The sequence below is a fragment of the Chryseolinea lacunae genome (assembly GCF_016735595.1).
Lineage (GTDB): Bacteria > Bacteroidota > Bacteroidia > Cytophagales > Cyclobacteriaceae > Chryseolinea > Chryseolinea lacunae.
On sequence record NZ_JAERRB010000001.1, the window covers coordinates 620,550 to 638,343 of the forward strand.

Consider the following 17,794-nt stretch of genomic DNA (forward strand, 5'->3'; position numbering starts at 1 on the left):
CTATTTTTTTGTATTCTTCAGCGGCAGCGTGAACCAATGAAAACCATCCTGGGCAATGAGCGCTTCGGCGGTTTCAGGTCCCCACGAGTCGGCCGAATAGTTGGGAAAGCTCAGGCTCTTTTTGCCGGCCCATGTGTTGAGGATCGGCATCAGCAGTTCCCATGCCGCTTCCACCTGGTCGCCACGCATAAAGAGTGTTTGGTCGCCAATCATGGTGTCGAGCAACAGTGTTTCATAGGCTTCGGGTGTGTCGCCTGTATACGTACCGTTGTAGTCAAATAACATATCTACGGGGTTCAGCGTCATTTCCAATCCGGGACGTTTGGCCTGCACCTGCAAACGCACACTCATCTCGGGCTGTATGCTGATGATGAGCCTGTTCTGTTGCCAGCTTTCCACCGCTTCCGAAGGGAAGATGAGGTGAGGCACGTCTTTGAACTGAATGGTGATGACCGACGACGACTGATGCATGCGCTTGCCGGTGCGCAGGTAAAACGGCACACCGTGCCAGCGCCAGTTGTCGACAAAGAATTTTATGGCTGCAAAAGTTTCGGTGTTAGATTCCGGATTCACGCCGTTTTCTTCGCGATAGCCCGGCACTTCCTTGCCTTCAATCCAACCCTTGCTATACTGGCCGCGCACGGTATTTTTCTTGATGTCTTCCGGTGTAAATTTCCGGATCGAGTTCAGCACGTCCACTTTGCGGTTTCGCACTTCATCGGCTTTGAAGCTCACGGGAGGCTCCATGGCAATGAGGCAAAGCAACTGCAGGATGTGGTTCTGAATCATGTCGCGCATTGCACCGGCTTCGTCATAGTAGCCGCCGCGGTTGCCCATGCCCAGTTGTTCCGTCACCGAAATCTGAATGTGTTCGATGTTGTTCCGGTTCCACACGGGTTCGAAAATGGAGTTGGCAAAACGGAAGGCCAGAATGTTCTGAACCGTTTCTTTGCCCAGGTAATGATCGATGCGATAGATCTGTCGCTCCGAAAAGATGCTACACAGTTGTTTGTTCAGTTCCTTGGCCGACTGCAGGTCGTGACCAAACGGCTTCTCGATCACAATGCGCGTGCGCTCGGCGTCGATGGCCAGTTTGTGTTTGGCCAGGTTTTCGGTGATGGCTCCGAAAAAACGCGGGGCCACGGCCAGGTAATAAATAACGTTCGGCGCAGTGCCGGCTTCCGCCGTAAATTTCTGAATGCGCTCGGCTTGCTCCACATAGGTGCTGGACTGGTTGATGTCCGACACCTGGAAATATACATGTTTGGAAAACTTGTCCCACTGCGCCTGGTCTGCTTTGCCACGACGCGAAAACTGGTTGATGTCTTTCAGCAGCTCTTCACGGAATTTCTCGTCGGTGAAGTTGGTCCGGCCCATGGCTACTATGGCCATGTGTTCGGGCATCCATCCGTCCAGGAAAAGATTAAAGAGCGCAGGGATCAGCTTGCGCGAGGTCAGGTCGCCGGTGCCCCCGAAAATAAAAAATATGGTGGGGTGGGCTTTGGCGGAATCTTCTAATTCACTCATCTCGATGTTGTTGATTGGGTTAAGTCTGTGGTTATCCTATTTTTTGAACCACTGGGTATGAAACACGCCTTCCTTGCCATTTCGTTCATAGGTGTGCGCCCCAAAATAGTCGCGTTGTGCCTGGATGAGGTTGGATGGCATGCGGGCGCTGCGGAACGCATCGAAGTAGCTGAGCGATGCCGTGTAGGCCGGAATGGCGATGCCCGAAGTGGTCGCCGCAGACACAACGCTACGCATACCCGCCACCGCACCGTTCACCTTGGCGGCAATGCCACCGTCCAGCAACAGGTGTTCCAGGGCCGTATCTTTTTTGTAGGCCTGGTAAATGTCTTCCAGGAACGTGGAGCGAATGATGCACCCACCCCGCCAGATGAGCGCGATCTGATCCATCTTCAACGCGTAGCCAAATTCTTTCGACGCCTGCGCCAGCAAGTGCATGCCTTGTGCATAGGCGATGACGGTGCTGAAGTACAGCGCATCTTCGAGCGAAGAAAGCAGCTTCGCCGAATCGCCTGTGATTTTCTGTGTGCCCGGATAGAGCGCCGAAGCCGCTACACGCGCGGTTTTGTATTTGGAGAGATCGCGCATCGACACCGCTGTGTCGATGGTGGGGATGGGCAGTTGCAGATCCATAGCCACCTGCGATGTCCACTTGCCGGTTCCCTTCGAACGGGCTTCGTCTTTTATATCTTCCAGCAAGAGGTGGTCGGCACCTGGCTCGCGGAACGCAAAAATGTCGCGTGTGATTTCGATGAGGAAAGATTGCAGGCGCCCTTCGTTCCATTGTTTGAAGGCGTCATGCATTTGAGTGGGTGAAAGGCCCAGGCCTTTTTGCATCACTTCGTAGGTCTCGGCAATAAGTTGCATCAGGCCATACTCGATGCCGTTGTGCACCATCTTCACAAAGTGGCCCGACGATCCGGGACCGATGTAGGTCACACAGGGGTCGCCCTTCACTTTGGCGGCGATGGCTTCAAAAATCGGTTGCACCACTTTGTAGGCACCGGGGTCGCCACCGGGCATCATGCTGGGTCCTTTGCGCGCGCCTTCTTCGCCACCCGAAACGCCCATGCCGAAGAAGTGAAGCCCTTTGGCCTTCAGCTCTTCTGCGCGACGGTTGGTGTCGGTGAAGTGGGAGTTGCCTCCGTCGATGATGAGGTCGCCTGCGTCGAGCAGGGGCGCGATGTCGGCAATGGCGGCGTCCACAATTTTGCCGGCGGGCACCAGCAACATCACGGCACGGGGTTTTTGCAGGTTTTGGATGAACTCGGGCAGGGCCGAAAATCCTTTCACTTCGCCTTTCACAGTTTCCTTCCCGAGAAGGTCTACTTTGGAGGCGTCTTTATCGTAGCCGGCTACTTTGAAGCCGTGATCGGCCATGTTCAAGAGCAGGTTGCGGCCCATCGTTCCCAAACCCACCATGCCTAAAATGTAATTGCCTTGCATTGTTTTTTCGAATGAGTGTTTTAATGATCGTATAAACGCTTTTCAGAAAGCGGTACAATATCGGGCTTAAATTATATTAAGCAAAGCTTTAATGCCTTCGGCGGAGTGGTCAAACTACGTAGACAGATAGACGCCTTCCGGGGACAGCCACCCTTACACGCATTCGTTTTCCGAACAACAGTCGTCCGCTACTGGTCACGTTCAAATTGAAGACCTTTGTTTCCAGGCTCCCGTGACGGAATTTTCCTGGCCTCATAATTGGAACAGGTCGTTTGCTTAACCTTGCCCTTATGCTGAAAAACCATTTTATACTCGCCATCCGGAATCTGCGGCGCAACAAGACCTACTCGCTCATCACTATCCTTGGTCTCGCGCTGGGTGTGGCGTGTTGCCTCCTGCTGGTGCTCTACATCGAAGACGAAGTGCGCTACGATGCCCAGCACCCACAGCTCAACTCCCTCTATCGCGTGGTCACACACATGGCACGCGACACACAATCGGAAGACCTGGCCGTTTGCTCACCCCCGTTAGCCCAGGCCATGGCCGACGAGCTTCCCGAAGTGACCGCCGCCCTGCGCCTCGTGAGCGCGCCCGGCGTGTCGGAAAACCTGGTGCGTTTCGAAGACAAAACCTTCTATGAACCCAACGGCTACATGGCCGACTCCACATTGTTCGATTTCTTTTCGTTTTCCTTTGTGGAAGGCACTCCCGTGCAGGCCTTGTCAAATCCCAACACCGTGGTAATCACCACCACCCTGGCACACAAACTCTTTGGCGACGCATCGGCCCTCGACCGTGTCATCGCTATCAACCAAGGTGGCCCCGGCGGCGACTACAAAATCACCGGCGTGGTGAAAGACCTCGACCACAGCCACATCCAGGCAAACTTCTTTATCTCCCTGACAAGCTCCGGTGGATGGACTGAATTTATCCGGACCTCTGGCGAATGGGCAGGCCAAAATTTTGTTCCCTCCTACATCAAGCTCACCGGTGGAAGCGACGTGCAAGCCGTAGAGAAAAAAATGAACGACGTGCTGGCGCGTCACGGTGCCGAAGCCATGAAAACATTTGGGTTCACCAAGACACTCACGCTGGAGCCCGTGAAAGATATTTACCTGCGATCGTCGGTCGACAAAAATCCACGCATTGTCTACCTCTACATTGTGGGTGCCATTGCCACGTTCATCCTGCTCATTGCCTGCATCAACTTCATCAACCTCACCACCGCGCGCGCCACACGACGCGCCACAGAAATCGGCGTTCGCAAAGTGATGGGAGCCTTCCGTGGCGTGCTCATCCGCCAACTCCTGGCCGAAGCCATGCTGGTGGTTGTGGTCGCGGTGATCATCAGTCTGATCATTCTGGAAATTACCCTGCCCGGGTTCAACACGCTGGTTGGAAAATCCATCTCGTTGCAAACCATGCCGTCGCTTTCGTTCCTGTTCACCTTGCTGGCCATCACGTTGCTGACCGGGCTGCTGGCGGGAAGTTATCCTGCGTTTTACCTCACCTCATTTTCGCCCGCCGTCGTGCTGAAAAACAAGATGGCCGTCGGGTCATCGGGCAGCTTGCGCAAGGGGCTGGTGGTCTTTCAATTTTCAGTAGCCATCGTGTTGGTCTGCGGCATGATCATGGTGTCGCAGCAACTTTCCTACATCCGCGAAAAAGAACTGGGCTTCGATGCGAAAGCGAAAGTTATTGTGCCCCTTCGCACAGACGCAGCCCGCAAGGCATACGCCACCCTGAAGCAAGCTTTTCAACAGCAACCGGCCGTGAAAAAATTATCGGGTGCCGACTATTTGCCGGGACAATACTGGAACGACATTGTATTGTTCCGGCCCGGCAAAACACGCGAAGAAGGCGTGGGACATTTCATGAACAACGTGGCCCACGATCTCAATGACGTGCTCAACATCCGGCTCACGGCCGGTCGCCCTCTCTCCCCCAATCTGGCAGGCGACCAGGGAAAGATCATCATCAACGAGGCCTCGGCCAAGGCGTTGGGCTTCACACCAACCCAGGCCATCGGGCAACGGGTGGAACAAAGCTTTTTTAAGAACGCCGACGGAACACCGGTGTCGCTTGAGATTGTGGGCGTGATGCAGGACTTTCATCGCACATCGCTACACGACCCCATCTCGCCGGCCTTCTTCATGGCACCTTCACTGGGTCAGGGTGAAAGCTTCAGCAACGTTGTGCTGGATGTGCGCACAGAATCCTTCGCCAAAACCATAGAAGGCCTGAAAGCAGACTGGAACAAGATTGTGAGCGACGCACCGTTTGAATACTCTTTCCTCGACCAAAGCCTGCAGCAACAATACACCCAGGATCAAAAAGCATCCACCATCATCACTACCTTCACCGTGGTAGCGTTCATGCTCTGCTGCCTGGGGTTGTATGGACTGTCGTCGTATGTGGCCGAACGCAGGGTGAAAGAGATTGGCGTGCGCAAGGTCATGGGCGCGTCGGTGCAGCAGATCGTGACGCTCATGTCGTCGGAATTTATGAAGCCGGTGTGCATCGCCATTGTGCTGGCCGTTCCCGTGGCGTGGTATGCCATCGACAAATGGCTGGAAGGCTTTGCCTACAAAACGCCGCTTAGCGTTTTTGTCTTCATCGCTGGAGCACTCATTGCGTTGTCGGTGGCATGGCTCACAGTGAGTTTTGAGTCGCTGCGGGCAGCCTTGCGCAATCCGGCAGACGCCCTCCGGAACGAATAACAACCAACGGTTTCGATTGCACTGCGTTTCTCCGCCATCGAAGGGACGCAGTGTTTTTTTTGTTTTTGAAAAAGGATCAAAAGTACAAGCAGAAGGGAAATCTGTCACGGCACTTTTCGGGTAGCAAACCGTTGGTAAGCTATAAGAAACCTACCCCTGATATGAAACGCCACACTACTCCATTGCCTCCCGGTGATTTTGCCCGGCACAAGACGCTTCAAAGCGATCCCCACACGGTGCCCATTCCCGGTCTGAACTTCTAAGGCCAACCCCCATGCTACGTTCCCTGCTGCCGACACCCTGCCGGATGTTTCTGTATTGCCGTACTCTATACTATCCCTACTATCGAGAAAAATGATACCCCATTTTAAAGACATCAGCAACGACGAAACGTTTGTGAATGCCATGGTAGACGCCATTGTGTCAAACATCCGTTTCCTGTTGCTCGACAAACAATTCAACATCGTGTGGGCCAACAAACAATTTTGCGAGCTTATCAAATCAAGCGACAAATATCTCATTGGCAAGCCCATCGAAAAGCTGGACTTCCTCTTCGACGGACAAGTGATCCGCAACACCATTCTTCCCGCGCTGTCGGAAGGCGACAAATGGTCGGGCGAAATGAAATGCCACGCCATCGACGGCTCGCCCGTTTGGCTCAGCGCGCATTTCGTTCCCGTGCACTGGTCGCAGGACGTGGATGCCTATTTATTTCTGGGCGCCGACATCACCGCGCGGAAAAATCTACAGGAAGAAAAGTTCGCCTCCGTGGAGGCATTGCGGGAGAACGAAGCACGCTATCGGGCCCTTGTCGAAAATCAGTCCGACATCATCTCGATGTTCAAGGCCAACGGCGACCGCATCTATGTGAACGAAAGTTATTCGCGCTTCACCGGCAAGAAGGCCGACGAACTGGTGGGCACCAACATCATGGAATTTGCCCTGAAGGGTGTGCCGCAATGGTTTCTGAAAAAACTATTTCTTCTCACACCCGAACATCCCGAATTGTCGCATGTGTTTGAAGTGGAAAACGCAGCACATCAGAAACAATGGGTGTTGTTGTATGTGAAAGGCATCTTCGATTCGTTTGGCAACCTCGTGGAATTTATGAGCATCGGCCGCAACGTAACCGAAATGAAAACCGCCGAGATCCGGCAGTCAGACTACATTGAGGCATTGGAACGCATTTCGTTCATGACCTCACACCGCATCCGGAGCCCCATCGCCACCATGCTGGGTTTGCTGGAACTGCTGCGCATCAACGCCCTCGACGCGGATCAATCGCAACAGGCGCTGCTGCACCTGAAAAAATGTGTTGACGACCTGGACGTGTACAGTAAAGAACTGGGTAATTTCATTTACCACCAGCAATTCGAAAATTAAACAAAACGCGCGCGTTTCTTCCAAGTCCAAAAAAGGCTGCGTACCTTAAGGATATACATCCTTTGCAGCATGCACCTGTTCCGTGAATTTAGCCAACGAAAAATTGGTCTGGCCCGTTTCGATTCCGTGCCCACACTCCAGGGGTTCCAGGTGGACCTGAAAGCCTACAACAAGGTGTTGTATCTGCGGGCCGGTTCGTCCGTACAGATTGATTTCAACGGCTACCATGTGCAACAGGACGCCCTCTTTTTTATCGGCGCCACGCAATACTTTCAATTTCCCGACAAAGGCTATTGCCAGGGCGCGCTGGTCTATTTTAACACGGACTTCTATTGCATCCAACGACACGACGACGAGGTGTCGTGCAATGGCATACTCTACAACAATGTATATGAAGCTACGGTGATCTTTCTGAACGAAAGCAACGGCGAAGGCATCAAACGCATATTTTTCGAGATGGCCGAAGAAGTACAACGCGACGACACCAGCGTAGAAGAAATGTTACGCATCCTGCTGAAAGAAATGATCATCAAGGCCACACGCATGTGGAAGCAGAATGTATTTACACACGTTGACACACCCGATGCCGAGTTTCTGCGACGATTCAGCCAGCTGATTGAAACGCACTACAAACAACAACACCAGGTAGCCGACTATGCCGCGCTACTCAACATTACACCCAAAGCGCTGAACCAACGCGTGAGCCGCTTTCGCAATACGTCGCCACACGATCTCATCAAGGAACGAATTCTGCTGGAGGCCAAGCGCATGCTCATCTACACCGACCACTCCATAAAAGAAATTGCGTTCGACCTTGGCTATGAAGATCCCGCATACTTCAACCGGATGTTCTCAAAAGAAACGGGCCTTGTGCCCACCGAATTCAGGAAGGATTATAAAGACGCGCTGCTTCGCGTCTGACCGTGTGCACTATTGATATTCTTTGCACTACAACTCAAACAGATACTGACGTTGCAAAAAAAAACGAAGCCCTCTTGTGAGGGCTTCGTGTCTTTATGCATTCAGAGAGCATCCTACACCAACTTCTTACGGCTTGGTGAATTGATACATCCAGGTATAAATGTCCTGTTTGAAAGGATCATACGAGGGATTCTCTTTGCCCATGCCGCTTCCGGAATAGGTCATTGTCCAGCTGTTGTGTCCCACGCCGGGGAAGAGCGTGAGTTTCGCTTTCACGGTTGGATTAAGCGCGTTGACGGCGGGAACAATTTGTTTCGAAAAATCGGGAAGTACTGTGCGGTCATCCTGACCGTGAAATACCCACAGTGGCACTTTCGAAATGCGTTTGGTGAACGTAGCGTTCATCACACCGCTACCGGCGATGGCCACAGCGGCTGCAATCTGGTTGTCGTCATACGAATTCAATTGATCGAATGTGCCGAAGCCACCCATGCTAAGACCCGTGAGGTAGATACGCTTCGGATCTACCCGATAGGTTACGCTGATGTATTTGATGAACGCACGAACATGATCGCGATCCCACCAACCTTCGTGACACTGCGGCGACACCACAATCATCTTATGTGAAGGAGCCCAGGTTTTTTTCTTGATCATGCTTGGCGGGCCATGCGTCAGCACTTTGTCGAGATCGGCAGGATTGGTTTTGCTATTGCCCTGCTCGCCTGAACCGTGAAGGAAAATAATCACAGGAAACGTGGGGCCTGTTTTTGTGTAGCCTGCGGGCGTGTAAACATAATATCCAAAAGGAGCGGCGTCCGAGCCCAGCGGCATGGCCTTGTGAACTGCAGCGGTCGTGGCGGCGCGTTCGGCTGATGCCGTGTCGGATGGCGTCTCCGTGACGGGTTTGGTTGGTTCTTCTGAAAGAAGATTATCAACCGGATCTTTTGAACACCCGAGAAGTATTACCCCGCAAGTCAACATTGTCATCACTAAATTTCTCATAACACAAATGGGTTAATAAATGATATTTTTTATTACGACGCAAAAGTATCAAATAAAATGCCCACGCGTCGCTTTGAATGTCGGCATACAAGGTGGAGTTAAATATAGACCGTTAAACATCCTGCATTCCCCGTTGAGCCCGTTTGCGAAACACGTGAAAACAAACGCCAGTAAATAGATTCCAATTCATCGCGATGCTCAACGGGAATTTATTTCCCCACATTTTCAGCGCGTGCGTGCAGGCTTGGGTTGCTCACTCCACAACGTGCCGTGCCCACACGCGATTATGTACACTTCAAATCGTGTTTAATTTTGTCTTCTACAATACAACACGCTTTGCATCGTTCCCTATTGTTGCCATTAACACGGGTGCGTTCACCCAAAGAAAACATTTTCTTCGGGCCTACCCTACCCTGCTCTCCTGGGAAACTTATTACCGGAAATTGGCGGCAATCTTTTCAAGGTATTCTTCTATCGGAAGTTCGCGACGCATGGCCACCAGGTTTTTTCCCGCGTCGCCCACCAGCGTTCTGAAGGCTTTGCTTTCGCCTGTGGCCAATGCATAGATGGTATTCACAATATCCTGTGGATCATCAAGTGCCTTGGGGTCGAGGTTGTTGAACAGGGTTTTCACTTTTGAGGTGATGTTGTCGTAGGCCGTGATGGCGGGGTTGGTGTTCCAGATGATGTTGTTCTGGAAATTGTTGTCGCGCGAGCCGCCTTGTTCAACGAGTCGCAGCGCAATGTTGAGTGGTTCAAGTTCGTAGTAGAGGGCTTCTGTCAATCCTTCCAGGGCAAACTTCGACATCGTGTAGAGCGAACCCACCGGTATAGCCGAGGTCACACCGATAAACGAACTGATGTTGATGAACATGCCTCCGCCCTTACTTCTGAAGTGTGGCAGAAATTTACGGATCACATTGATGGGACCGCGAACATTCACAGCATACTGCCAGTCGATGGTCGATTCTTCGGCCAACTCCAGCGCCCCATACGATCCAAAGCCCGCATTGTTCACCACCACATCGATAGTACCAAACGCTTCCACCGCTGCAGCCACTGCCGCTTCGGTTTGCTGAGCATCCGTTACGTCGAGTTTGAACAGACGGATGTTGGGGTGCTTGCCAAGCTCAATCTCTTTTTCGGGCGAACGCAGCGTGGCTGCCACGTTCCAGCCAGCATTGGCAAAATGAAGCGCCGCGAGCTTTCCCAGCCCGGTGCTGGTGATAAAAACAGTTTTTTTCATAGTTTCTACGTTTTATTAATTACGGAACATTTATTCCGTAAATCTAGTTAATAAGGAACGATCATTCCAAATAATAGTTTCAAAAACGTGATCCCTGCCATACCATTTTGGAATATAGGTTCCGTAATGTGTATCTTTAGGGCTCACCGCTACGCTTATGGCACGCACAAAAGAATTCGATGAAACAGAAGTCCTGGACAAGGCTATGGACCTCTTTTGGAGGAAAGGCTACAACGGTATCTCCGCGCAGGAGCTGGTGGATGGTCTGGGCCTGAGCCGCTCCAGTCTCTATGACACCTTCGTGGATAAACACACGCTATTCACCCGGGCCCTGGAGCACTATCGCGCCAAGGGCACAAACGACATCGTGAATTTGCTGGACAACGCCACCAGCATTCCGGAGGCCATCAAAGAAGTTTTGATCCGCGCGCAAAAGAGCAGTCTTCAAAACAAAGACGCCCGTGGTTGCTTCATGGTGAACACACGCGTGGAATTGGCGCCGCACGATCCGGAGATCGCCGCCATTGTGAAAGAAAACTGGCAGGCGCTGGAAGACGCCTACTATCGTGCACTGAAGCGAGGCCAGGACATGGGCCAGATCACAACAACCCAAAATGCGCGGGCACTTGCGCGCTTTGTGGTGAACAATTCATGGGGGCTCAGCGTCTACGGAAAATCGGACGCTGACAAAAAAGTGATAGACGACATCATCCGCGTGACGCTGCAAACGCTTACCCCCTAAACCCTTCGGGCGTTTACTGACCTTTCAACTCCTCGGCCTTCCTGGCCAGCACCGTAGCTATATACAGCATAGTGTTTACGCCCCAGTGTTCGAAATACTGTCCGTCCTTTATGGTCACAATGTCCATGACGTTGATGACCACATCTTCCTGGGTGGCAGGTGCCCCCATAAATGTACCGGTGTGTTTCCCGCTGATGGTTTTGCGCGTCGTCACTTTGTCGCCCTCTGCAATCTGATCGTAGATCGTTACTTTCAATCCCGAAAATGCGGGACGCAACACATTTTCGAACGTGTGCCAGATACCTGCCGATCCTTTGTCGACACCCGGCGCGGCCGTGTGATTGATAAAGTCTTTGTGCATGATCGCTCTAAAGGTTTCTGCGTTGGCCTGTTCGATGATCTCTGTGTTGAAGCGGCGCACGATGGCTTTGTTTTTTTCGAGCTGTGATTCCATGTGTTGTCTGAATTAGGGTGGTTAATAAATTCCGCTGCCGTTCGGTTTCGCTTGGCAGCTAAAAAAAAACCGGCATCGCTCTCCGGTGAAGAACGATGCCTTGTGAAATGTATGATCGCCGTTTATTTCCTCAACCACACCAACTGGCCCAGGTGGTAGGCCACATGGTTCGTGCGGCTGATAAGCACGTTAAGCTTATTGCGATGAGGTTCTTTCTTAAAGTCCTCGGGCGACACCTGGGTATGCCGTTGCAACCATTCTGACGGAAGGAGCTTGGCCAGGTGATCGGCAAGTTTCGCATTCACGTCGCTCCAGTATTGCCTCAGCTCGGCCACGGTGGGTTGTGGAAGTCCGGACTTGTCGGGGTTGGAGAGGAACGGTGCATCCAGTTCAGGATGGAGTCTGGCGCCCAGGTCGAGCAGTTCGAAAAGGCGGTCGTGTGTGGCCGTGAGATGGCCGAGTAAATACTGCCCTGAGTTTTTGCCCGGTGCAATTTCGGCCTGAAGCTGTTCGTCGGTGAAGCCGGCAAAAAGCTGATCGGCTCTTTTTAGTTGCCCCTTCCAGGCATTGAGTGTCAATTCCAAAAGTAATTGTTCGGATGTCATGAGAGTGGTGGTTAAGTAAGCAGACAAATACTGCCTGCGAATGCCAACCGGATTTTTGCTAAAAAAGTTTGTTACACATCCTGGAGAAGGAAGAATATTTTTTTTATGATGGCAAACGTTTGCCCGGCGTGATTAAAGCTGTTTTGGCAATGGACTATAGCACCGCAGGGAAGTGCTTCTTGCCTTTGCGCGTCACTTTCAAAAAGAACGAGCGCGGGTCGTAAGGCAATTTGGCAAGACGAATAAGGTCGCGGGCTTCAAGGTCGAGCTTCACCTGCAAGATATACCAGCTCTTCATGCTCTCAGAATCGCAGGGCAAATCGCGCTGGGCATATTCCAGTAGCTGGGGCAACGTGAGGTTTTCTTCCGAACTCACCTTTGACAGAATATACATCGACAACGATTCGTAGTAGTGTTTCTTCATCGTGAAACCCTTTTTACCATCAGGTCTCAACGTGGTGATCGTGCGCTCCGGTTCATCTTCCATACAAGTAGCAAAGTTATGGTATGTAAACGTAAACCAGGCTACCGCAGGTATAACGAATAGCCCAGTGGCTTCCTTCTGAAAACGATTACGTCCTAAAATGCTACCAAACGCCCAATTTCTGCGATGAGAAAAATGATGAGCGGTCACTCTGTCTTCAGCGACGTTGCCGGATTCATCGCGGCCGCTTTCATGGATTGGTAACCTACCGTTAACAAAGCGATAACAACCGTCACCGCAAAGGCCAGCATAAAAATCCAGGGTTCAAGCGCCACGGCGTATTTGAAATCCTGAAGCCATGCATGCATCAACCACCAGGCTATGGGCCCGGCAATGACAAATGAAAATACAACCAGCGCTGAAAACTCGCGTCCAAAAATCCAGAGGATGTGTGTCACCGTTCCGCCCAACACTTTGCGGATACCGATCTCTTTTGTCTTCTGGTTGGCCATGAACGACACCAGACCATACAGCCCCATGCAACCGATGGCGATGGCTATGCCGGCAAACACCTGGATAAGCTTCAACAACGTCTCCTCGGTTTGATAGAAGCCCGCTATTTTTTCGTCTAGAAACTGATACTCAAAAATCTGATTGGGATACTGCGCCGACCACACCTTGTCGATGGCCGCTATTGTCCGCCCCAGGTCAGCGATTTTCACCTTCAGCGCATAAAAATTGAACATGTCGCCGGCAGTTGAGAAGAACATCGGGCTGACATCTTCGTGAAAAGTTCGGTCGTGAAAATCCTTCACCACGCCCACCACCCTGGCCTTGTAGTCTCCTCCGTCGGCCGAGATCACCGTGCCCAGGATGGCTTCGGGCGAACTTAGGTTGAGCTTTTGAACAAGAGTTTCGTTCACGAGAAACTCACGCACCGTGTCGGAAGGCTCAAGGTTGCGGCCCGCCACCAGGGTCAGGTTGAAAAGGTTCACATATTGATCGTCGGCACCGCGGAAGGTGATGGCAAAGTCTTCCGGCTCCGTGCGCCCTTCATACACCATGGTGGTGCGCCACGACATGTCAGATGCCGGCGCATCATAACACTGCGAGATTTGTTCAACTCCCGGAACGCGTGCAAGTTCGTTTCGAAGTGTGTTTCGCGTATCCTGCGATCCGATGGGCACCATCACAATCGCATCCTTTGCAAAACCGATATCGCCTTTCGTGGCATAGCGCATTTGATACACTACCACAATCAGCCCAATGACAAGCACCTGCGATATCGTGAACTGCATCACAATGAGCGAGCGGCGCAAGTTGAAACCACCGGCATGCAAACTGGAAAGCTTGCCCTTCAGTGCCATGGCCGGCCGGTAGCCCGACAAGAGCAGGCCTGGGTAGGCACCCGCAATAAACGTGACCAACACGGCCAACACCGGAACGAACAACTGCAGTCCTCCATCCGTACCAAAGTCGAGCGCCATACGCGATCCAAACGATAGATTGATCGTGGGCAACATCGCCGCAGCAAGACTGATGGCAATGACCATGGCCAGCACCACAACGCAACTCGTCTCGGTCATGAATTGCCAAAACAGTTGCGCCCTCATGCTGCCAAGCACTTTTCGCACGCCCACTTCGTGCGCGCGGTTTAACGCCTGGGCCGTAGCGAGATTTACAAAGTTCACACAGGCGGTGACCAGCAGAAAAAAACCAACAAACGACAACACCCACAGGTCGCGTTTTTCCATGGGGCCACCAAAGCGCGCGTTGTAGTGCATGTCGTGCAATGGCTGTAGCCTGTATACATGCACATTCTTGTGCGTGGGCCGATATTTTTTGACCAGGGCCGGCAATGCTGCCTCAACCTGAGCCGGCGCCACACCGGGACGAAGGCGAACAAAACAACTCATCGAGCTGGATATTCCACCCCACGAGTCGTCGCTGGCCATCCATTCGTCATATCGTTTCAGGCTGCCATACGCCACAAAAAGTTCAACCTGCAAATCGGTGTTTTCCGGAATGTCTTTCAGAATGCCGACGATCTTCACGTCGATAAGGTTGTTGAGACGCAATGTTTTTGAGAGCGGGTTGTCATCGCCAAAATATTTCCGGGCAAGACGTTCGGTGATGAACGCTGTGTTGGGTTCGTGAAGCCTGGTTGCGCCGTGCAGCACAGGGAAGTTGAAGATGTCGAAGAATTCTTCTTCGGCAAACGCCAGATCGTCTTTGAATTTCTTTGCCTCCCCTTGTTCGTCCACGGCCACCAGCGTGTGATCGAAGATGACCTGACGCGCCACTTTTTCTCCAAACGTATAGTCGTCGCGGAACACTTTGCCGAACGGGTTCGGCACGTGGGCCGTATACGTCACCTCATCGCGGTGTTGCTCGGTCACCACCCTGTAGACGCGATCGCCGTCGCTATGAAAATTTTCGAAGTTCAGGTGATGTTTCACCAGCGCAAACAGGATAATCACACAGGACATGCCCAGCGCTAAGCCCCCTATGTTAATGAAGGCGTAGGAAGGATTTCGGGTGATGTTTCGAAAAGCAATTTTCAGATGATTGATGAGCATATCATGGGGTGTTGACGCTTCGCCATGCAACACAATCGTGCCAAACCCGAAGAACGTTCTCCATGCGTTGCTTTCCGCTTATCCGGTCATTGTGTTGGTCGGTTTTGAAACGTCGTTGTTCGATTCCATACGATTCCATTTACGACGCATTCGGGTTGGCCGGTTTGGGTTGCGGCGTGTTAAAGCTTACTCGCTGCGCAATGCCTCGGTAGGATTTCCTTTTGCTGCCCTGATAATATGACCGCTCAACGCCAGGCCCGTGATGAAAAGCACTGCCACGCCGGCGAGTGCAAATATCCACCAGCTCAGTGATGCGCGATAGGCAAAGTTGCTCAACCATTGCTCTACCAAATAATACGAAACGGCCGACCCGGCCACAATGGCCACCACAATCCAGCGCACAAAATCGCGCGACAGCAATGTAGCGATATTCAGCACCGAGGCGCCCAATACTTTTCGAACCCCGATCTCTTTGGTGCGAAGGGCGGTAAAAAACGAGGCCAATCCCAATAACCCAACCGACGCGATGAGCACGGCCAGAATTGAAAACGCCGAGTAGATCTTGGCCGTGGTTTGCTCGCGGGCAAAAAGTCGATTAAAATCCTGATCCAGAAAAGAATAGTCGAATACATAGCCGTTCGACAAGCGCTTCCACGTTTGCTCGATACCCTGCAACGTACCGGCTACATCGCTTCCCTCGATTTTCACGAGAATATACGTAGCCTCGTTCTCCATTTTGCGCATGTCGCCATTCGGGAAATAGAGCACTAAAGGTTCAATGGCATGATGGAACGATTTGAAATGAAAATCCTTTACCACGCCGACCACGTTCACATCTTTTTTCCCAAGCGTGCCATTGTCAATGATAGTCTGCAATGGATCGTCGAGGTGCAGGGCCTTCACGGCGGCTTCGTTCAGAATGGCTTGTGATTTTTCTGTGCCGTCTGCGGTATATCCTTTTCCGGCAACCAGTTTCAGCGAAAGCGTTTCCAGAATGTCGGCGTCGGCAACCAACGGAAAAACCGTATAAAAATCGTCGGCGTCAGTGCCCGCAAAATGTTGTCCGTGTCCGTCGAAGTGGCGGCCGGGCGTGGTGTTGGTGAAGCTCACGTTCAACACGCCCGACTGTTTCAACAGTTCGTTCTTGAAGGCCTGCCGGTTTTCACCGAGTCCCTGCGGGCGCTTCAGCACCACGAGGTGATCTTTTGCAAAGCCCAGGTTTCGGCTGGTCATATAAGCCAGCTGGCGATAGGCCACCAGCGTGCAAACCACCATGGCCACACAGATGGAAAATTGAAAGATGACAAGCCCGTTGCGCAGCCATTCGTGGTTGCCGCGAATCATCACACGGCCCTTCAGCGCGCGAATGGGATTGAACGAGGCAAACGTGAGCGCCGGATAAATTCCGGACACCACCCCCAGCAGTACGGCAAAGCCCACAAGCCCCAGCACAAATACGGGGTTTGTATAGGAAAGGTGAATATTTTTGTCGGCCACCACATTAAATAACGGCAGCCCCAGCTCCAGCAAACCAATGCCCACCAGCAACCCGATGAGCGCCACCAAAACCGACTCGGTGAGGAACTGTTTAAACAACATAACGCCGCGGCTACCCGACACCTTCCGGATGCCTACTTCCTTTGTTCGCTGCAACGACAACGCCGTGGCCAGGTTGGTATAGTTGATGCACACCAGCAACAGGATGATGGCCGCTATACCAATCAGGGCGTAGATCAACGTTTGTTTACCCTCCTGATTCTCGAAAATCATCGTGCTCAGATGCACCTCGGCCAACGGCATAAAGAAGAAGGCATACCGATCGGTCCCCGCATAGGTTTCTGCATATGTCTTTTTAAACTTCTTCACCAGAAAAGGCTCGTAGTAGGCTTTGACAAATTTTGGCAATCCACTTTCCACCTGGTCAATGGATGCGTTTTTATTCAACAACACATAGGTGCTGAACGTGTGATTGTTCCAGCTGTCGGTGAAATCAAAATTGATGGATTTGAATGAGCTGAGCGACACCAGCATGTCGAATGTGAAGTGACCGTTGGGGGGATAGTCTTTCACAACACCCGTCACCTTGCATTCGCTAAAGAACGTCTCAAAGTTCAGCGTTTGTCCAATCGGGTTTTCGTCTCCAAAATATTTGCGGGCTGTCGATTCGGTGATGACCACCGCGTTGGGCTCTTTCAGTGCCGTTTTCGGATTGCCTTTCAGAAAAGGAATGGTAAAGATATCGAAGACGGTAGAGTCGGCTCCAAGAATGTGATCTTCTGCGTGCTGACGTTCGCCACGGCGCACCATCACATCTTCGAACCAGAAACACAACCGGGCAGAAGCTTCGATCTCGGGATAGAATTCTTTCAGGGCCGGCCCGGTGGGTGGCGTGGTCCATCCCGTGCGACCTTCCTCCTGATCCGACTTGCTATCGACACCTACCAAATAGATACGGTCTTTTTTCTCATGAAAATTGTCGTAGCTCAGCTCGTCATAGGCATACAAACCCAGCATCAACGAGGCCGCTATGCCCACGGCCAGGCCGAGGGTGAGCAGCACAGAATAGAACTTGTTTCGGACAATGTTGCGCCAGGAAATAAGGATGTAGTGCTTCAGCATAGCGTAGGTTTAGGATGAAGATAATACAAAAACGTGCCAATGGGAAGAACGCGGTTTCAAACGAGGTAACGCCCCTTCACGTGAGCACGGCTTCAAAAAGATGTTCGCTGGCGGTCGGCTTGTGTC

The 17,794-nt window shown here is 52.1% G+C and carries 13 protein-coding genes; 4 read left to right on the forward strand and 9 right to left on the reverse strand.

The window, feature by feature from the left end:
* Complete coding sequence (gene zwf / locus JI741_RS02320) at nt 1–1,527, reverse strand: glucose-6-phosphate dehydrogenase (RefSeq protein WP_202007005.1); 1,527 nt, start codon at nt 1,525–1,527, stop codon at nt 1–3.
* A gap of 36 nt (nt 1,528–1,563) precedes the next feature.
* Nucleotides 1,564–2,973 carry an NADP-dependent phosphogluconate dehydrogenase gene (gene gnd / locus JI741_RS02325; protein ID WP_236675840.1) on the reverse strand — a complete coding sequence of 470 codons (1,410 nt, stop codon included), beginning with the start codon at nt 2,971–2,973 and terminating at the stop codon, nt 1,564–1,566.
* A gap of 290 nt (nt 2,974–3,263) precedes the next feature.
* Between gnd and JI741_RS02330 the strand changes: the two genes are divergently transcribed.
* The 3 genes from JI741_RS02330 to JI741_RS02340 all read left to right on the forward strand — a co-directional run bounded on the left by JI741_RS02330 (nt 3,264) and on the right by JI741_RS02340 (nt 7,997).
* Nucleotides 3,264–5,693, forward strand: a complete 2,430-nt coding sequence (locus JI741_RS02330) for an ABC transporter permease (RefSeq protein WP_202007007.1) — start codon at nt 3,264–3,266, stop codon at nt 5,691–5,693.
* Between the two features lie 354 nt (nt 5,694–6,047).
* Nucleotides 6,048–7,076 carry a PAS domain S-box protein gene (locus JI741_RS02335; protein ID WP_202007009.1) on the forward strand — a complete coding sequence of 343 codons (1,029 nt, stop codon included), beginning with the start codon at nt 6,048–6,050 and terminating at the stop codon, nt 7,074–7,076.
* A gap of 69 nt (nt 7,077–7,145) precedes the next feature.
* On the forward strand, nt 7,146–7,997 hold the full coding sequence (locus JI741_RS02340; protein WP_202007011.1) for a helix-turn-helix domain-containing protein: 852 nt from the start codon (nt 7,146–7,148) through the stop codon (nt 7,995–7,997).
* 126 nt (nt 7,998–8,123) lie between these two features.
* Here JI741_RS02340 and JI741_RS02345 read toward each other — a convergent pair whose 3' ends face one another.
* Together JI741_RS02345 and JI741_RS02350 are read right to left on the reverse strand one after the other, a co-directional pair.
* Complete coding sequence (locus tag JI741_RS02345; RefSeq protein ID WP_202007013.1) at nt 8,124–8,999, reverse strand: carboxylesterase family protein; 876 nt, start codon at nt 8,997–8,999, stop codon at nt 8,124–8,126.
* Between the two features lie 433 nt (nt 9,000–9,432).
* The gene (locus JI741_RS02350) at nt 9,433–10,245 is read right to left on the reverse strand and encodes an SDR family NAD(P)-dependent oxidoreductase (RefSeq protein ID WP_202007014.1); all 813 of its coding nucleotides are present in this window, start codon (nt 10,243–10,245) and stop codon (nt 9,433–9,435) included.
* Nucleotides 10,246–10,402: 157 nt separating this feature from the next.
* Between JI741_RS02350 and JI741_RS02355 the strand changes: the two genes are divergently transcribed.
* Nucleotides 10,403–10,987 (forward strand): TetR/AcrR family transcriptional regulator, encoded by a 585-nt coding sequence (locus JI741_RS02355; protein WP_202007016.1) that lies wholly within the window; start codon nt 10,403–10,405, stop codon nt 10,985–10,987.
* A 13-nt stretch (nt 10,988–11,000) separates the two neighbouring features.
* On the opposite strand, the gene JI741_RS02360 is transcribed toward JI741_RS02355, so the two are convergent.
* The 5 genes from JI741_RS02360 to JI741_RS02380 all read right to left on the reverse strand — a co-directional run bounded on the left by JI741_RS02360 (nt 11,001) and on the right by JI741_RS02380 (nt 17,668).
* Nucleotides 11,001–11,441 (reverse strand): ester cyclase, encoded by a 441-nt coding sequence (locus JI741_RS02360; protein WP_202007018.1) that lies wholly within the window; start codon nt 11,439–11,441, stop codon nt 11,001–11,003.
* A 122-nt stretch (nt 11,442–11,563) separates the two neighbouring features.
* Nucleotides 11,564–12,046, reverse strand: coding sequence for a DinB family protein (locus JI741_RS02365; RefSeq protein ID WP_202007020.1), 483 nt, complete (start codon nt 12,044–12,046; stop codon nt 11,564–11,566).
* A gap of 154 nt (nt 12,047–12,200) precedes the next feature.
* The gene (locus tag JI741_RS02370) at nt 12,201–12,533 is read right to left on the reverse strand and encodes a DUF6958 family protein (protein ID WP_202007022.1); all 333 of its coding nucleotides are present in this window, start codon (nt 12,531–12,533) and stop codon (nt 12,201–12,203) included.
* Between the two features lie 143 nt (nt 12,534–12,676).
* Entirely contained in the window at nt 12,677–15,049 is a 2,373-nt protein-coding gene (locus JI741_RS02375; RefSeq protein ID WP_202007024.1) for an ABC transporter permease, read from the reverse strand.
* 186 nt (nt 15,050–15,235) lie between these two features.
* A complete protein-coding gene (locus tag JI741_RS02380) occupies nt 15,236–17,668 on the reverse strand; it encodes an ABC transporter permease (RefSeq protein ID WP_202007025.1) in 2,433 nt (810 codons plus the stop codon).
* Nucleotides 17,669–17,794: the final 126 nt, after the last annotated feature.

Bases quoted from the DNA above. Each gene is read 5' to 3' on its own strand.
- zwf (WP_202007005.1), bottom strand. From the start codon at position 1,527: ATGAGTGAATTAGAAGATTCCGCCAAAGCCCACCCCACCATATTTTTT.
- gnd (WP_236675840.1), bottom strand. From the start codon at position 2,973: ATGCAAGGCAATTACATTTTAGGCATGGTGGGTTTGGGAACGATGGGC.
- JI741_RS02330 (WP_202007007.1), top strand. From the start codon at position 3,264: ATGCTGAAAAACCATTTTATACTCGCCATCCGGAATCTGCGGCGCAAC.
- JI741_RS02335 (WP_202007009.1), top strand. From the start codon at position 6,048: ATGATACCCCATTTTAAAGACATCAGCAACGACGAAACGTTTGTGAAT.
- JI741_RS02340 (WP_202007011.1), top strand. From the start codon at position 7,146: ATGCACCTGTTCCGTGAATTTAGCCAACGAAAAATTGGTCTGGCCCGT.
- JI741_RS02345 (WP_202007013.1), bottom strand. From the start codon at position 8,999: ATGAGAAATTTAGTGATGACAATGTTGACTTGCGGGGTAATACTTCTC.
- JI741_RS02350 (WP_202007014.1), bottom strand. From the start codon at position 10,245: ATGAAAAAAACTGTTTTTATCACCAGCACCGGGCTGGGAAAGCTCGCG.
- JI741_RS02355 (WP_202007016.1), top strand. From the start codon at position 10,403: ATGGCACGCACAAAAGAATTCGATGAAACAGAAGTCCTGGACAAGGCT.
- JI741_RS02360 (WP_202007018.1), bottom strand. From the start codon at position 11,441: ATGGAATCACAGCTCGAAAAAAACAAAGCCATCGTGCGCCGCTTCAAC.
- JI741_RS02365 (WP_202007020.1), bottom strand. From the start codon at position 12,046: ATGACATCCGAACAATTACTTTTGGAATTGACACTCAATGCCTGGAAG.
- JI741_RS02370 (WP_202007022.1), bottom strand. From the start codon at position 12,533: ATGGAAGATGAACCGGAGCGCACGATCACCACGTTGAGACCTGATGGT.
- JI741_RS02375 (WP_202007024.1), bottom strand. From the start codon at position 15,049: ATGCTCATCAATCATCTGAAAATTGCTTTTCGAAACATCACCCGAAAT.
- JI741_RS02380 (WP_202007025.1), bottom strand. From the start codon at position 17,668: ATGCTGAAGCACTACATCCTTATTTCCTGGCGCAACATTGTCCGAAAC.